At 59.1% G+C, this 13,861-nt stretch carries 19 protein-coding genes and 1 pseudogene; 2 read left to right on the top strand and 18 right to left on the bottom strand.

The window, feature by feature from the left end; all coding sequences use genetic code 11:
- Positions 1-3: 3 nt before the first annotated feature.
- From Q1K07_RS01755 to Q1K07_RS01670, 18 genes are all read right to left on the bottom strand, one after another.
- On the bottom strand, positions 4-1,152 hold the full coding sequence (locus Q1K07_RS01755; RefSeq protein ID WP_300306914.1) for a phage tail protein: 1,149 nt from the start codon (positions 1,150-1,152) through the stop codon (positions 4-6).
- Positions 1,153-1,167: 15 nt separating this feature from the next.
- A complete protein-coding gene (locus Q1K07_RS01750) occupies positions 1,168-1,578 on the bottom strand; it encodes a hypothetical protein (protein ID WP_300306911.1) in 411 nt (136 codons plus the stop codon).
- Complete coding sequence (locus tag Q1K07_RS01745) at positions 1,575-3,353, bottom strand: phage tail protein I (RefSeq protein ID WP_300306908.1); 1,779 nt, start codon at positions 3,351-3,353, stop codon at positions 1,575-1,577. Before Q1K07_RS01745 ends, Q1K07_RS01750 begins: the two co-directional genes overlap by 4 nt.
- The gene (locus Q1K07_RS01740; RefSeq protein ID WP_300306905.1) at positions 3,346-4,311 is read right to left on the bottom strand and encodes a baseplate J/gp47 family protein; all 966 of its coding nucleotides are present in this window, start codon (positions 4,309-4,311) and stop codon (positions 3,346-3,348) included. The genes Q1K07_RS01745 and Q1K07_RS01740 overlap by 8 nt, the downstream gene beginning before the upstream one ends.
- Positions 4,308-4,643: a GPW/gp25 family protein gene (locus tag Q1K07_RS01735; RefSeq protein ID WP_300306902.1), complete on the bottom strand. Its 336-nt coding sequence runs from the start codon at positions 4,641-4,643 to the stop codon at positions 4,308-4,310. The genes Q1K07_RS01740 and Q1K07_RS01735 overlap by 4 nt, the downstream gene beginning before the upstream one ends.
- A gap of 3 nt (positions 4,644-4,646) precedes the next feature.
- Positions 4,647-4,937 carry a PAAR domain-containing protein gene (locus tag Q1K07_RS01730; RefSeq protein ID WP_149282569.1) on the bottom strand — a complete coding sequence of 97 codons (291 nt, stop codon included), beginning with the start codon at positions 4,935-4,937 and terminating at the stop codon, positions 4,647-4,649.
- 8 nt (positions 4,938-4,945) lie between these two features.
- The gene (locus Q1K07_RS01725) at positions 4,946-5,437 is read right to left on the bottom strand and encodes a phage baseplate assembly protein V (protein ID WP_300306896.1); all 492 of its coding nucleotides are present in this window, start codon (positions 5,435-5,437) and stop codon (positions 4,946-4,948) included.
- 61 nt (positions 5,438-5,498) lie between these two features.
- Complete coding sequence (locus tag Q1K07_RS01720; protein ID WP_300306893.1) at positions 5,499-5,945, bottom strand: phage virion morphogenesis protein; 447 nt, start codon at positions 5,943-5,945, stop codon at positions 5,499-5,501.
- Positions 5,938-6,426: a phage tail protein gene (locus Q1K07_RS01715; RefSeq protein WP_300306890.1), complete on the bottom strand. Its 489-nt coding sequence runs from the start codon at positions 6,424-6,426 to the stop codon at positions 5,938-5,940. The genes Q1K07_RS01720 and Q1K07_RS01715 overlap by 8 nt, the downstream gene beginning before the upstream one ends.
- Before the next feature lie 105 nt (positions 6,427-6,531).
- Entirely contained in the window at positions 6,532-6,903 is a 372-nt protein-coding gene (locus Q1K07_RS01710) for a hypothetical protein (RefSeq protein ID WP_300306887.1), read from the bottom strand.
- Positions 6,900-7,712 (bottom strand): N-acetylmuramidase family protein, encoded by an 813-nt coding sequence (locus Q1K07_RS01705; RefSeq protein WP_300306884.1) that lies wholly within the window; start codon positions 7,710-7,712, stop codon positions 6,900-6,902. Before Q1K07_RS01705 ends, Q1K07_RS01710 begins: the two co-directional genes overlap by 4 nt.
- The gene (locus Q1K07_RS01700; protein WP_300306881.1) at positions 7,712-8,002 is read right to left on the bottom strand and encodes a phage holin family protein; all 291 of its coding nucleotides are present in this window, start codon (positions 8,000-8,002) and stop codon (positions 7,712-7,714) included. Before Q1K07_RS01700 ends, Q1K07_RS01705 begins: the two co-directional genes overlap by 1 nt.
- Positions 7,999-8,346, bottom strand: a complete 348-nt coding sequence (locus Q1K07_RS01695) for a putative holin (RefSeq protein WP_149282583.1) — start codon at positions 8,344-8,346, stop codon at positions 7,999-8,001. Before Q1K07_RS01695 ends, Q1K07_RS01700 begins: the two co-directional genes overlap by 4 nt.
- A 37-nt stretch (positions 8,347-8,383) precedes the next feature.
- A complete protein-coding gene (locus Q1K07_RS01690) occupies positions 8,384-8,593 on the bottom strand; it encodes a tail protein X (protein WP_149282585.1) in 210 nt (69 codons plus the stop codon).
- Complete coding sequence (locus tag Q1K07_RS01685; RefSeq protein WP_300306873.1) at positions 8,593-9,063, bottom strand: head completion/stabilization protein; 471 nt, start codon at positions 9,061-9,063, stop codon at positions 8,593-8,595. The genes Q1K07_RS01690 and Q1K07_RS01685 overlap by 1 nt, the downstream gene beginning before the upstream one ends.
- A gap of 104 nt (positions 9,064-9,167) precedes the next feature.
- Positions 9,168-9,902: a phage terminase small subunit gene (gene gpM, locus Q1K07_RS01680; protein ID WP_300306870.1), complete on the bottom strand. Its 735-nt coding sequence runs from the start codon at positions 9,900-9,902 to the stop codon at positions 9,168-9,170.
- Positions 9,903-9,912: 10 nt separating this feature from the next.
- The gene (locus Q1K07_RS01675) at positions 9,913-10,923 is read right to left on the bottom strand and encodes a phage major capsid protein, P2 family (protein WP_300306867.1); all 1,011 of its coding nucleotides are present in this window, start codon (positions 10,921-10,923) and stop codon (positions 9,913-9,915) included.
- 12 nt (positions 10,924-10,935) lie between these two features.
- On the bottom strand, positions 10,936-11,748 hold the full coding sequence (locus tag Q1K07_RS01670) for a GPO family capsid scaffolding protein (protein ID WP_300306864.1): 813 nt from the start codon (positions 11,746-11,748) through the stop codon (positions 10,936-10,938).
- Positions 11,749-11,892: 144 nt separating this feature from the next.
- On the opposite strand from Q1K07_RS01670, the gene Q1K07_RS01665 reads away from it, so the two are divergent.
- Both Q1K07_RS01665 and Q1K07_RS01660 read left to right on the top strand, forming a co-directional pair.
- Positions 11,893-13,671, top strand: a complete 1,779-nt coding sequence (locus Q1K07_RS01665; RefSeq protein WP_300306862.1) for a terminase family protein — start codon at positions 11,893-11,895, stop codon at positions 13,669-13,671.
- A pseudogene (locus Q1K07_RS01660) lies at positions 13,668-13,861 on the top strand (capsid portal protein); the annotation flags it as partial. The gene Q1K07_RS01665 and the pseudogene Q1K07_RS01660, both read left to right, overlap by 4 nt.

The following is a 13,861-nucleotide window of genomic DNA, read 5'->3' as shown; positions in this document are numbered from 1 at the left end:
GCGTTATCTCCCAATGGCCAGATATTCCAAACTGCTATACGACACAACCACTCCATCGGAACGACGTCCGTGAACGACAAACCCATTCCTTGTCGGAGAGCCTGACCTGACAGACATGATTTCAACATCCGACTCGGCGTTGGAATTTGCTACGTCTGTCAGCAGGACGCCTTCGCATGCAGCCGGGAATGGAATAGTAAATGTCACCGTGTCTCCATCAGCTATACCACCACGCTTTCCACGCTGGATGATCCAGCCTCCTGGGAGCTTCTGGTAAGAGCCATTGGCACCAAAGGAACTGTCGAAGTCCCCTTCATGAACAACCCTTCTCCACGGCCCCCATTCACCAGCAGCGTTGGAGTTACAGATATACCAGGCGGCCTCTGTGCTATCGGCACCGTTTCCAGAGGCAAAACATGCGATCCAACCAGCTGCTTGGTTCGGGTCATCATTGGCCAGAGTGCGACTGAATTTCACAGCACCACCACCTGTGCCACCTGTCCCGGTAAATGGCGGCGGATTCAAGGATGTTTCATTCCAGTTATAAAAGCCTGATGGAATACTTGCGTCATGGAAGTCTTCAACAAATGCTTGCCTTGTCGTCCCTAGGCCAAACTGCTGGAAAGCCTGGAAGACTTTCGCGGGGGTCATGGCCCGTAGATCATCGGTGCCGGCGAGTGCTTCATCCTCATCGGCAATTTCAATAACGCCTTTGACTATCTCACTGGCCGGGGGATTACTGAATGAGGTATCCCCAAAGGTGAGATTCGTGGCGTCCAGAGTGCTCAGCACCACATCGACCGTCATCAGCAGGTTGCCGGAAGTCGATTTCTGAACCACGGAATCTGTCGGATGGGAGTAGACGGCAAACAACGTGCCGTTATCGGTGTAGAGACCAAACTCATTCACCGTGTAGGCGTCGTTCGATTCATCGGTGATCGTCACGCTGATGGTATCGTCCGCCACCACGGTGCCAGACATGGTATCCAGTCGCTTGAGCTCGGCTTGCAGAGCTGTAGCGGCTGGGTCTGGAGAGTATTGCCCCGTCCCCACACCAACCTGAGTGATCGTGATGGGAGCTGTACCATTATTGGCGGCGTTGATGACTTCAGCACGCCCGGCGTCGGTGATAGTGATCTGTAGAGATGCCATGTGGTCATTCACCTTCTATTGGGAAAGCGGAAGCTCGCCGATCGGGGAGATCCCCAAGGCGGTGATATGGTCCTGGGGACGCTCTGTCCTGGTCCCCAGGAGGCAAGCAATATGATCTGGAGTTGCGATCTCAGGAGTGGCCAGCGACCCAATGACCAACAGGTCTTGCGCCCGGCCAGCTGCTGCCAGGTCAACATCAGGAGCAAACTCTGGCGCGATCAATTCTTGGGTGGCCAGATCAATAAAGACGGTCTTCACTACCGTGGAGCAGACGGCATAACGATGGCCATCGGCATCCTGGTAGCTGGGCAGGGTGAATGTCGTGCTATCGGCGCCGGATTCCCCTAGGCACAGGGCTAGTTGGTTGGCCTCGGCCATCCAGGCTTCTGGTACCGCGATCGTCACGCGATGTACATAGTCCGTCATGGTGCTCCTCCTGGCTCCAGTAAGCTCTGCAGGTAAGACTCGGTATCGGCAACACCCGTGGCTCCCTCATGAATCACCGCACCAAAGAAGGTCAGCGCAGCATAAGAGGCTCCACCACCATCCCCGCCGATCGTGAAGTCATAGGTCGCTACCTCGGTAGATGGCGAGGTGATCGCATCTGCCGCCACGATCTCTCCATTCAGGCGGAACTGGGCATCGTTGCTGTCGACCAATGTGCTGCTTACCAAGGGGGCAATCGGGTAGCCGGACACATCCAGGTCAGCAGCAATGGAGCCCAAAGGGGGGCCGTTATGGATAGTGGTCCGGTAGCGCTCGCCCGAGGCATAGCGTCCGATCGTCATGCCAATGGACGTAGTGACAGATCTGTCTGCCGTGCCAGCCAACTGCTGATAAGGATTTTCGGTGGCCAGTTCCATGCCGAGCGAGGCATAAGCATCGCTACCGTCATGGAGAAACGCCCACGTAGATGCGGTACCTGGAATTGTGAGGTGATCGTCGACGCCATCGAACTCCAACCAGTGCATCACACCATCTGTGCGATAGGTGGGTCGTGCGGCACTGACACTCTGGATGGCATGAGCACCATAGACTTCCTTCAGGGAAGCATTGTCCACGCTACCGACGAAGTCGGTTCGGCCTCCAAAGAACAGCGTACGTGTCGCAGTGGAGTTGGCCACAAAGAGCGCCTTGTAGATCCCTGGTTCAGCCGCGTTGATGATGGTCCCATGGTTGCCGACCACGACCTGGGCCACGCCTGCAGAGATGGACAACACCTCGAGCTGTACCTCGTACATCCGGCCTTGCACTAGGTCATAGGTGACCTTGGGCATACTGGAACTGGAGGCCTGGCTCCCATCGGCTGAGGCAATCCCGTTCGACACGTTCCAGCCGGCGGAGTAGACCCAGACCGATGCGTTGTCGAAGCCAGGATCAGACACCAGTTCTGGACCGCGTTTCTGACGGCGGGAGAAATCCATCATCAGCCCCACTGGATCTCCATCGCTGGTCACGGGCTCGCGCCCCCACTGATCCTGGAACAACACTTGTTTGCCCAACATGACAGGGCGCGGGATATAACAGGCACCGTCCTCACCATTGGCAAAGGCCGCAATAACGTTATCGATAGGGCTCGAGTGTTCTACCGAGCTCAGGCGCAGATAGTTGGCAGAACGAGATGCCCCTTGAAGCCCCATATCCCCACGCCAAGCGAAAGGCCCTTCGAACATATCGAGGCGACGGTAAACAGCAAAGCGAGACACGCCCTGCAGGCCCATGCCGCCATCGGCATTAATGCCCAGCGTCAGGGTGAAATAACTGCGTGCTGGTTTGACCCTCGTGATCTCGTTGATGATGTCTTGCTGCAGGTCTGCACTGCGATCTGAGCTATCGTTGACGTTCAGGGTGATGGCAAAGCTATGGGGGGCACCGACCGGAGAGCTCTCCCACCATTCACGTAACGACAACGCGGCGCCAAAGGAATTCACCACGCGCCTGACAGCTTGCACGGTGCCGCGATGACGATGAATCTCCACCGCCTGACGGATCTGTTCCCGCTTGACGGCATCCGACCAATACGGCTTCCAGGCCGATACTCCCAAGGTCCAGGCCAGCCACGGCAGCAACTCGGCAGGGCAGGTATCGGGGTTCCAGAGGTCGCGCAGTGGTGTCGGCACCTTGGATACCCGAGAGGTTACACCCGTGAGTGCCCGCTCATAGCGTGTGGCATTGGGGGGCAGCAGGCTCGCATCACTCATCGACACCCCCATCAATGAGATGAATGCCCGTGCAGTAGGTGGCCTGCTGACGGTTGGCCGGGATCGTGGCGATAGGGCTAGCTAGTTCAACACGCTGCACACCAGGACGGTGCAAAGCGGCATAGACACCGGAGAGGGTGACATCCATGCCCAAGCGGTGCTGGCTATCGGCGTAGGCCTGGGCCATTTCCTGGGCTTCGGCCAGGACCACCTGGCTATCCGGGCCAGGGTAGAAATAGAGCGTGGCCTCGATGGTATAGGGCAGGATCTCGGGTCCCTGCACATTCACCCGATCTGTCAGAGGGCGGACGTCTTCAGCACTGAGACGGCTGTCTACAGCATCCAGAAGGGGCTGGTCAGGTGTACCGTCCCCCTCACGAGCCAGCACGCTGATCACCACATCCCCTGGGCGAGGCGCTGCCAGTCCGGCATCGTAGTCCACCTGTAACGTGATCGTCGTTGCCGTCTGCTCAACGAGGGTGAAGCGTGGGGCATCGACACTGGCATCCAACACGCCACCATCCGCTGACAGGGCATGGAAGATATAAGCACCTTCGGGACCTGCTGTGCTTAGCCCTTGCAACGACAACAAGATGCGGCGGCGAAAATCGCTGTTCTCTTCATAGGTAGGGGAAATCGGTGGAATCGCATTCGGATCGCCTGGGTCGATCTGCAAACGCTTCACGTTGAAGAGAGCCCCGAGGTTATCGAGATCCTCATCGAGCGAGTACGCCAACATGACAGCCCGCGCCGCCTCGTTGACGCGCTGACGTACCAGCATTTCTCGATAGGCGGCGACTTCGAGGATCTTGTAGGCCGGATCCGATTCTGCTGGCACGTCGAAGACCGGATAGCGATGGGTTAGATCATCCAGCATTTCCGCCAAGATGACTTCGTAGTCGATATTCTCGACGACCGCGGGAACGGGCAGCAGGGAAAGGTCGATGGCGGTGGTCATAGCGGAACCTCCAGCGTCACCGGATCACCGTCCACGGTCTGCCCTTCAATCTCCAGCGTGGCGGCACCATGTAGGTCAGTACTGACATGGCGGCGCACGGCAGTGACGCGAATCCGCGGCTCCCAACGAATCAAGGCCATGATGGTGGCTGAGTAGGCCTGCAGCAGGGTGGTGTCATTGAGAGGCGCATCAATCAACTCAGGCAGGAGTGAGCCGTAGTCGCGACGCATGACACGCGAGCCAATGGGTGTCATGAGAATGTCCCCCACACTTTGCCGAATGTGCTCGACCCCATCCAGTGACGTCCCGGTGGTGGCGTTCATTCCGGCCATGTATCAGCCCCCTGCATGGACATTGCTGCTGCCGGTTGCGACGGAAGATCCGCAATCGACGGGATCTCCGATTCGACCGAGCTGTTTGCCGTTGACGAAAACACTGCCTGATCCGGATGCCAGAGCACCGCCGTGGCAGGTTGGTTGGTTGTTGCAATGAGTGGCCCAGCCATCACCCTGCCGGTGAGCGGCAATGCCGTTGACGTAGACATTGCCACTGCCACCAGTGCTGTTGCGTGGCGGGAAACTGCCATGTCCAGTACATGTGTCGCCCTTGCGTGTGATTGCTGGCATGGGTGTCCTCAGTTCAGGTCGATGCGTGAGCCATTCAGTCGAATGCCGGCGGCGTCCATCTCCAGGGTGCTGCCGTTGGTAGAAAGCAGAATTCTGGAGCGGTCCATGGTGATGCTGCTCGGCCCGGTGACGGCATGCAGTCGATGTGCCGCGTGGTTGTATTCGAAGCTGGCACCATCCGGCATGACGGCATGGAAAAGGTCGGGACTGTTGCTGGGTGCTGGGTGCTGTGTTCTGAAAAATCCGGGCAACACTGCCGCGCCGGCGAGGTCTCCACCTGGAGCCAATACGAGGACCTGCTCCCCCACCGTAGGCGGGCACCAGGTTCGTGTTGTCCCTGCTCGGGCTTCCTGCCATACCAGCCAGGTTGTGAGCAGTTCGCCGATCTTTACTCGCACACAAGGCAAGCGTTTGCCGGGCTCACCATGGTCCACCTCGGCGATGGTGCCAAAGCGGATCAGGTTGTTGATCAGGCGGAGAAGTTCGGCGGTGTTGTTCATGCAAGGATGTTCCCCCGCCATTCGCTGAGCACTCCAGCGATGGATGTTGTAAATGGCCGATCTACAACGTGAGGTGGTCGATGACCATGTCCCGGATGAAGCGCTGGTCTTCCTCGCTATAACCGAGTAGTTCGCGCTGGGGGTAGTCGTAGGATGGCCCACCAGGTTGAACACGAGCCCTCAGCCCCATCTGGTGTATGCGTGCGATGCGTGCCACCCGACCCATGAAGTTGACCTCAGCGCTATGCGGGTCTGACTGGGTTTTCATGTATTTGGCTTGACGGATCTTCATGAACATCGGTTGACGACGAACGAAACCGGTCTGGTCCTTTTTCGGCTTGCGTGGTTCAAACTCGCTGCCATCAGGATTCCGTTGGTGTGCGATTCGCTCACGTTGGCGGCGGCGCAATGCCGTGGCGATGGTGCGGGCCAGCTTTCGGCGCTCTTTGGGTGCCAACTTCGCCAGCAGTGGCGCTACCCATTCCTCCAACTGCTGCAGGTCATCCATTCGGGGAATCCCATTCACTGATCAGCTGATGTTGGGTTTCACCTGGTGCCTTTACATAGAGCGTCCAATGTTTGGCCGGGCAAGCATCGATAGGGAATTCCGGCATGCGGTGCTCGCTTTCGATTTTGCCTTCGTCACAGTTGACCTTGGCCACCACACGCTCGGTGAGCGTGACCTCGATGGCGAGATCCCATCGATCATTGGCCAGTAGCTCCGCATCAAAGCGCACGGCCTCATTAGCATCGAGGTCTGGCTGATAGTGAGAGAGCCATTGCAGTAACGGAATCATCACCACGTCGATTGATCCGCCCAGTTCTGTGATCACGATGCGTGCTGGCACACGGTACTGGTGAGACAGGTGCTGACCACGAGCAAACTGGATGGCGCCGCGCTCGATGAACGTCAGCAGACGGTCGGGGTCCTTTCGTAAGGCCGGAATGCTGGCGAGTAGGTGCTTTCGTAGAGACTGCAGTTTGATCACTGGCGGTCCTCCAGCGCCTCGATGAGGCCATTATGTCGTGTGGCACAGCGGTGATATTGGCTGGCCCAGGCAGTCATGGTCAGCGCCACATCCCCACCGGTGCCGTCAGTCAGAGGTGGCAGTGCTGAAGGGCAAGGCGTCAGCAGAGTCTGCTGAATCGGGGACGGTGCCGGCGGCGGCGTGGTTGAGCAGGCGGATAGCGTCAGGCTCAAGACACACGCGGCGGTAAACAGGTTTCTCGACCTCACGGATGATTCCTCGATCGATGACACGTTCGCTGGTCTGCAGTTGGGCCAGCCGTTCTTCCACACGACGGGCGATATCTGACTCTCGCACCATGGTCGCTTCTATGGCGGCATCCACGGCTTGCATGGCCGTGAGGCGTTGGCTGTCCTCGAGCCAGCCCCGTGAATACCAGCCTGCCGCGACACTGGCGGCCAGCAGGCCAGCTCCTATCACCAGCTGCAGACGAGTCACGCTGCCACCTCGAGTTGTCGATCATGTCGTCGGTAGGCGGCAGCAAGGCGAGTGTCGTAGTCGTTGCGCTCGAAGGCGGGGCCGTTGTAACGGCGGGCGAAATCTCGCCAGTCCTGACGCTTCAGCGCACGGTGCAAGCCCGCATCCACCTCAATGAAACGCACGAAGGCCTCGAGCTGGGTGGCTTCGCTCTCTTCCATAGCCCCGACGAACTCGCCCACGTTGGCGTATTCCAGTACCGACCAGTGGAAGCCCATGATCTGGAATGCACCCCAGGAGGCAGATTCGAGCGCGGATGTCACATGCAGGTTGGCAGCACGCTCAAGGCGGTCGTGCTCTCGATATCCGCCGACATAGCCCCCAGGCTTGTCGTTGACCAAGTCAGGATGCTTCTGCTGCAGCGGTACCGGATTGACCTCGTGATGAATCAATCTGCGGCGCATGATATGACGCTCGAACAAAATGATCGGCTGACCATGACGAGGCCCACCCACGTAGAAGCCGCGCCCACGCGACTCGACCTCGTTGACGGCCATGATCGCGGCCAGTTCGACATCCAGTTGGTCGGCGGCATTGACCAGGTCGATCTGTTTCAGCGCCTTGGGGTCAGCGTGTCGCTGCAGGGCTTGGCGTGTCTTGGGGCCGACTATCCCGTCCATGACGAGACCATATTCACGTTGTTCTGCCCGCACGGCAGCCTCGGTAGCTTCCCCAAACCAGCCATCCACGGCAATGTCATGGCCAGCACGCAGCAGATCGCGCTGCAACGATTCGACGCGGTAACCGGTATCTCCATGTTTCAGCAGCATCAGTGTCTCCGGGTCAGGTGTAAGGAACGCAGCAGGTGGGCAAGATTGCCGTCATGGCGCAGCAGCAGGATGGCGAAGGCCACCTGCCAGATGGCCAGCAACGCGGTCACTGGTTCAGGTGGCGGCATGCCGGGCAATTTGACGATCAGGGTGAAGTTCGCGCAGGTCACCAGCCACGCGACGAAGGAGATCCCTCGACGATAGCGACTGCCGCGGCGCTGAAAGGTGAGGATGCGCCCCACGATGACGAGGGCGGCCATCACGGCGATGTCGATCAGGAAGACATTCACTTTTTCCCTCCCAACCAGGCTTTCAGGTCAACGGTACGCACCACATCAATGAACCTTTGCCCAGCAGTGACCGTGACGGCGGCACCGATGAAAGCCGACACCGCAGACGCCTCCAGATAGTCCCCGAGTACGGAAGGTCCGCCCAGGTAGCCGATGACGAACGAGATCGGCAGATAGGTGATCCGGACCCACAGGGCGAACTCCTGCTTCGAACTGATGAAGAACAGGACGGCACCACACAAAGCGCCAATCACGGCATTGGCGTCGACACCGGGCATCATCCCGAACAGCGTGGCGCCAACGGTGGCAATGCCGGCGAAGGTAGTGGAGCTGGGTTCGGCCATGGAGTCCTCTGCGTCTTCTCGCCTCTTCGAGGCGATATCAATCCCACAGCTGCACGGTGCTTGTGCGCTGCGGCTGGGGTGAGGTATCGGGTAACTGCACGGGGGTGCCTTGGGGCAGTGATGGTCCTAATTCCGCAATACCCGGGTTGAGGTCGAGCACCTGCTCGGTGATCCCTGCCGTCACACCAAAGGTGCGATAGCAAATCTGGTCGAGGGTCTCGCCCTGGTGGGCACGTACGGTACGCACTAGATCAACTCCACAACGGTATGGTTGCGGTCCTGGATTTCAGCAACGGCCCAGCGAGCGTCTCGCCGGTAATCATCGGCGGCCAGGTCCTTGGCCTCGCCACGTTCGTCACCCTCACGGGTTGCTGATATCTCACGGTAGCGCTCGAGCAGAGAAGCATGTGCCGTGGCGTAGACCGCGCGGCGATACAGCAATGGATAGATACCTGGCGACTGCCAGTTGGGGGGCGTGACATCATTAATGGTGGCGGCACCCTGTCCTTGTTGCTCGGCTTGCCATGTCCGGAGCTGGCGGTTGATGTCCGCCATGGCCACGCGCAAGGCATACTCGATGCGCTCGTTGGGTACCGTATCGATCAGGCGTTCCGCCTTTCGAAAGTCGTCCGGCTCGACCTGGGGCCAGAAGCCGTTGTTATCGAGCGGCGCTGACGGAGCTGGTTCTGGGTTGTATCCCGCGTCGATGAGAGACATGGCGGCCTCGATAGGAAGGGGGTGGGCCGGGATCTAAGATGTGGGACCGTGGTCCGATCTTTCCCGGCGCCCCCTTGGCGTCGGCGTGCGACTCGGTTGGATGATCAGGTGTTAGCCTGACCACCGGCGTTTTGTTGCTTGGCCTGGCGCTCCAGCTGCTCAATGTCCTTCTTCACACCGACCTTGTCGTTGAGCTCAAGAGCACGACGGAGATGCTTGAGGGCTTCATCGATGCTGTTGCCCTTGTCGCGATAGGCATAGCCGAGGGCCTTATGCAGCTTGGCGCGCACCTGGTCGTGCATATCGGCGTCGCGTGTCAGTGCTTCGGCAGTTACCAGGTGCATGACGAGGTGGGCAGCAGCTTCACTGTTATCGCTGTCGCCACCTTCTCCCCTGGTGGCTTGCAATTGCTTGAGCGCTTCCTCGGCGACCTGTTCTGCCACCAGAGAGGCGGTATCGCGCTCGAAGCGGTCAGGAGTGTCGAGGTCATGTTTGATGGCATATTCGGCGATGGCCAGAGCACCGGCGATATCCCCAACATCCAGACGCCAGAGCATGACCGTGACCAGCACGTCGTCCTGGGCACCAGTACCAGCCGACAGCACACCATCAACATAGGGGGCGAACTGAGGCAGCAATTCACGTTTGCGGGCAATCTTGGCCTCGACGGACTTGATGCCCTTGAGTGCCTGGCGGGCTTCCCAGAGGGCGGCCGCAAACAGCTCGTACTGCTGGCCGGTTTGGGGTTTCCCCGGTTGCGCATCACTCGCCGCCTGTGCGGCGGTGATGCGCTGGAAGTGACGACGAGCGGGGCTGATGCGAGCTTTCTTGTCAGTCATTCTCTCGACCTCAGACCTGAGTGATGTTCTCGACCAGACAGCCGAATCCGTAGTCCTCGACGACGTAGGCGTCGTTGCTGGACTCGTAGTTCTCGATCCGGTTGCGTTTCGGGTTGTCGATCATGTAGCGGCGACGGCTACTGCGCTGCCAGTAGATGGAGAGATTCTCCAGACTGGTGATCAGCATGGCGCCATCGGGCACGAAGGGCGCTCGAACCGCCTGGAGGCCACCAACACGCTTTTGGCTGACCAGCATGTCAAGGGCAAGGGCCTCGGTGGGAGTCTGCGAGTGCTGTTGGATCAGCGGGAAATACTTATCCGCGAGCAGCTGTCGGCCCATGATCGCGACTAGGTCAGTAGACTCACGATGCCATGGGTCGACCATTTCGTTGACAGCGTCATAAACAAGGGCATCGAGGCTCTCGTAATCAGCACCGTCACCGACGGTGACCTGGCCAGAAGACGCCACCACTTCGGACATCACTCGGGCCGGAGCGTGGCTGCGGTACTTCTGTAGCCATCCAATATTCACATCCTGCAACAGCGGGTTAGCCACCCGGTCGGTTTCCACGGCAGCCGAGGTGCCATTGAAGCCAATCATGATGCGGTCGAGTGCCTGCTGGCGAACGATGGCATTACGGACTCGGGTCTGGAAATCACGGAAGCGCGCCCAGGCATCGAGTTTCGCCCAACTGATGTAGGTGTCGTACTCGGTGGAGACACACTCGTAACTCTGATCAGTCAGGTCGGTGACATCGCGAGGGATGCGGTCATTCTGGCTGGTGTCGGTTCGGCCAGCGATGGGGCCAGTAACACCCAGTCCAACTTTCTGCCCCTTGAGCTCGTCAACACCAATGATATTGATGCGGCTCAAGAATTCGCTGGATTCCTGAATGCGGGATTCCAGTGTCTGCTGTACCGAGGGGTCTACATTGAACTGCTCGGCAGCGCTTTCCACTTTAGACAACTTGGCGAGTTGCGTGCGGAACTGGTTGAAGGCTTGACGTGTATCGTTGCGCATTGGCGGCGGTCCTCAGCAGTCAGTGGTTACAGCGGCATCGCCGCCAGTGGCGGTTCCGCGATTCGGGGTGTCAGGAGTGTTGTCGAGCTGGGTATAGAGCTCTTCGAAGCGCCCTTTCAGTTCGTCGTGGGCGGCCTTCAGGTCGGCGAAAGCTTTGGTGGTCGGGCGCTTGCTCAGCTCATCCGTCAGCTCTCCGTGCTTTTGCACGAACATCTCGAGGGTCTGTTCAAGTTCGGTACGGAAGGCAGAGAATCCTTCCTTGGTCTTGGCATCTTGCTTGCGGAACAGCGCCTTGACGCGTTCAGCCAATGTGGGGCCTTGCTCTTCCGGCTCCTCGGTAAAGTCGAACTCAACCTCGACCGCCTCAGAGAAGACGTTGCCTGGGTGTTGTTTACGTGCGGCGAGTGGAGAGGCATTTCCAGCCTCGCGAGAGAACTTCAGCATCTCGGTACCGAGACTGGCCGGAGAGTCGGTGACTGCCAGGCCTTCGAGGTAGGCCTCGCCGGTATCAGCGAAACTGGGATTGACTTCAATGGAGGTGTAGACCTTCTGGCGTTTGCCATTGATCTCTTTCAATTGATCGGTGGGATCAATATCAGCAAACAGGCCAAGCTTACCGTCCTCAACCTCTTCGGCCTTGACGGCGGTGACATCACCCAGGGCAGGGAAAGCGCCGTCGGCAAACAGGCTGCGCATGTGCTCCATCCATACACGAGCGCCGTACTTCTTCGGGTCGTAGTTGGCCGCCATCTGTTCGATCCACTCGCGTGAGATCTCTCGGCCGTCTGTTGTTGCGCCTTCGGTGGCGACTCGGAACCAGGGCATGTGATTTCCTCGACTGGGTACGGGGCAAACGTTGCCGTCAGGTTCCGCGTGCCCGTCGAATGACTCAACAAACTGGCGTTGTAAATCCGCGATCTACAACAACAGCCTGATTGGTTGGAAGGGAGTCGAGGGTAGGCTGGCGGCATGACTACGATGCCCCCAGACCTCACCGAATCGCCGCGCCTGACGGCTCGCCACCTGTACTGGCAGGGCTGGCGAGTGGCGCGTATTGCCGAGTTCATCGGCGAAAAGCCCGCTACGGTGCATAGTTGGAAAGCCCGTGACGCTTGGGAAGCCGCCGCGCCCATCGAGCGTGTCGAGCAAACGCTCGAGGCGCGGATGGTTCAGCTGATCGCCAAGCCTGACAAGGAGGGTAAGGACTACAAGGAAATCGACCTGCTCGGCCGACAGCTCGAGCGATTGGCTCGGGTGCGGAAGTACAGCGAGACCGGACGCGAGTCGGATCTCAATCCGAACATTGGTGCCCGGAACGAAGCTCCTCGGAAGCGAAAAGCACGGCGTAATTTCCTCGACGAAGAGCAGGTAGAGGCGCTGAAGGCAGCGTTTCTGGATTCGCTTTTCGATTACCAGGTCGAGTGGCATGAAGCGGGTCAGAAGCACCGGATTCGCAATATCCTCAAGAGCCGACAGATCGGCGCGACCTGGTATTTTGCCCGCGAAGCTATCGTCGATGCTTTCGAGTCCGGGCGAAACAAGATCTTCTTATCGGCCAGTAAGGCTCAGGCTCACATCTTCAAGAACTACATCATCCAGTTCGTGAAGGAAGTCACAGACATTGAGCTCAAGGGCGATCCTCTGGTCCTCGACAACGGCGCCGAGCTGCATTTCCTCGGCACCAACAGCAAGACGGCCCAGGGCTATCACGGTGACGTCTACCTTGACGAGTACTTCTGGATCCATCGCTTTGCCGAGTTCCGCAAGGTCACTTCCGGCATGGCGATGCACAAGAAGTGGCGCCAGACGTACTTCAGCACGCCATCCAGCTTGGGGCATGAAGCCTATCCGTTCTGGTCGGGCGAGATGTTCAACAAGCGCCGGGCGAAGAAGGACCGGGCCGAGTTTGACGTCTCCCACACAGCACTGGCGAGAGGCCTGGTATGTCCGGATGGCCAGTGGCGACAGATCGTCACCGTCGAGGACGCCATTGCCGGTGGCTGTGACCTGTTCGACCTTGAGCAGCTACGGCTTGAGTACAGCGACGAGGAATTCGCCAATCTGCTCATGTGCCAGTTTGTCGACGACAGCCAGTCAGCTTTCCCCTTGACAATGGTGCATCCCTGCATGGTCGACAGTTGGGAAGTGTGGAGCGACTACCGGCCGTTTGCACCACGCCCTGCTGGCGATGCTGGTGTCTGGATCGGTTACGACCCCACAGGCACCGGAGAGGATGGCGATGGTGCCGGGCTTGTCGTGGTGCTGCCGGCGCGTACTGCTGACGATAAGCACCGGATTCTCGAACGCCACCGCCTCAAGGGCGAGGACTACGAGGCGCAAGCTGACTTCATCAAAGGGTTCCTCGACCGGTACCGCATCGAGCATATCGGCATTGATGTCACCGGACTGGGCGAAGCGGTCGCCGAGCACGTTGAGAAGTGGTTCCCGACGCTTACTCGGTTCCGCTATGACCCCGCAGTCAAGGGCCGACTGGTCATGCAGGCACAGCAGATCATGCGTAAGGGCCGCCTCGAGTTCGATGCCGGCTGGAGGGATCTCCTCCAGAGCTTCATGTCCATCAAGAAAGAGCTCACCGCCAGCGGTCGCCAGTATACCTACACCTCGGGCCGCAGTAAGGCGACCGGCCACGCCGACCTTGCCTGGGCCACCATGCATGCCCTCAGTCACGAACCTATCGACGGTCCCGCTCAGGGCACCGGCCAATCCGTAGTGGAGTTTTCCGAATGATCGAGACAGCCGCCAAACCCCGTATCCGCGTACCCTCTGGGTACCGCCACCAGCCGGCACCGAGTACGCCAAAGGCCGAAGCCTTCACCTTCGGCGATGCCGAGCCGGTGACCTCTATGCGTGACATCTTCTATGAAGGGCTGCTGCTCACTCCGGATGAGTGGTACGAACCACCGATCCCTCTGGAGAT

It is taken from the genome of Halomonas sp., assembly GCF_029263665.1.
Classification (GTDB): Bacteria; Pseudomonadota; Gammaproteobacteria; order Pseudomonadales; family Halomonadaceae; genus Halomonas.
This window is presented reverse-complemented; position numbering and strand designations above follow the sequence as displayed.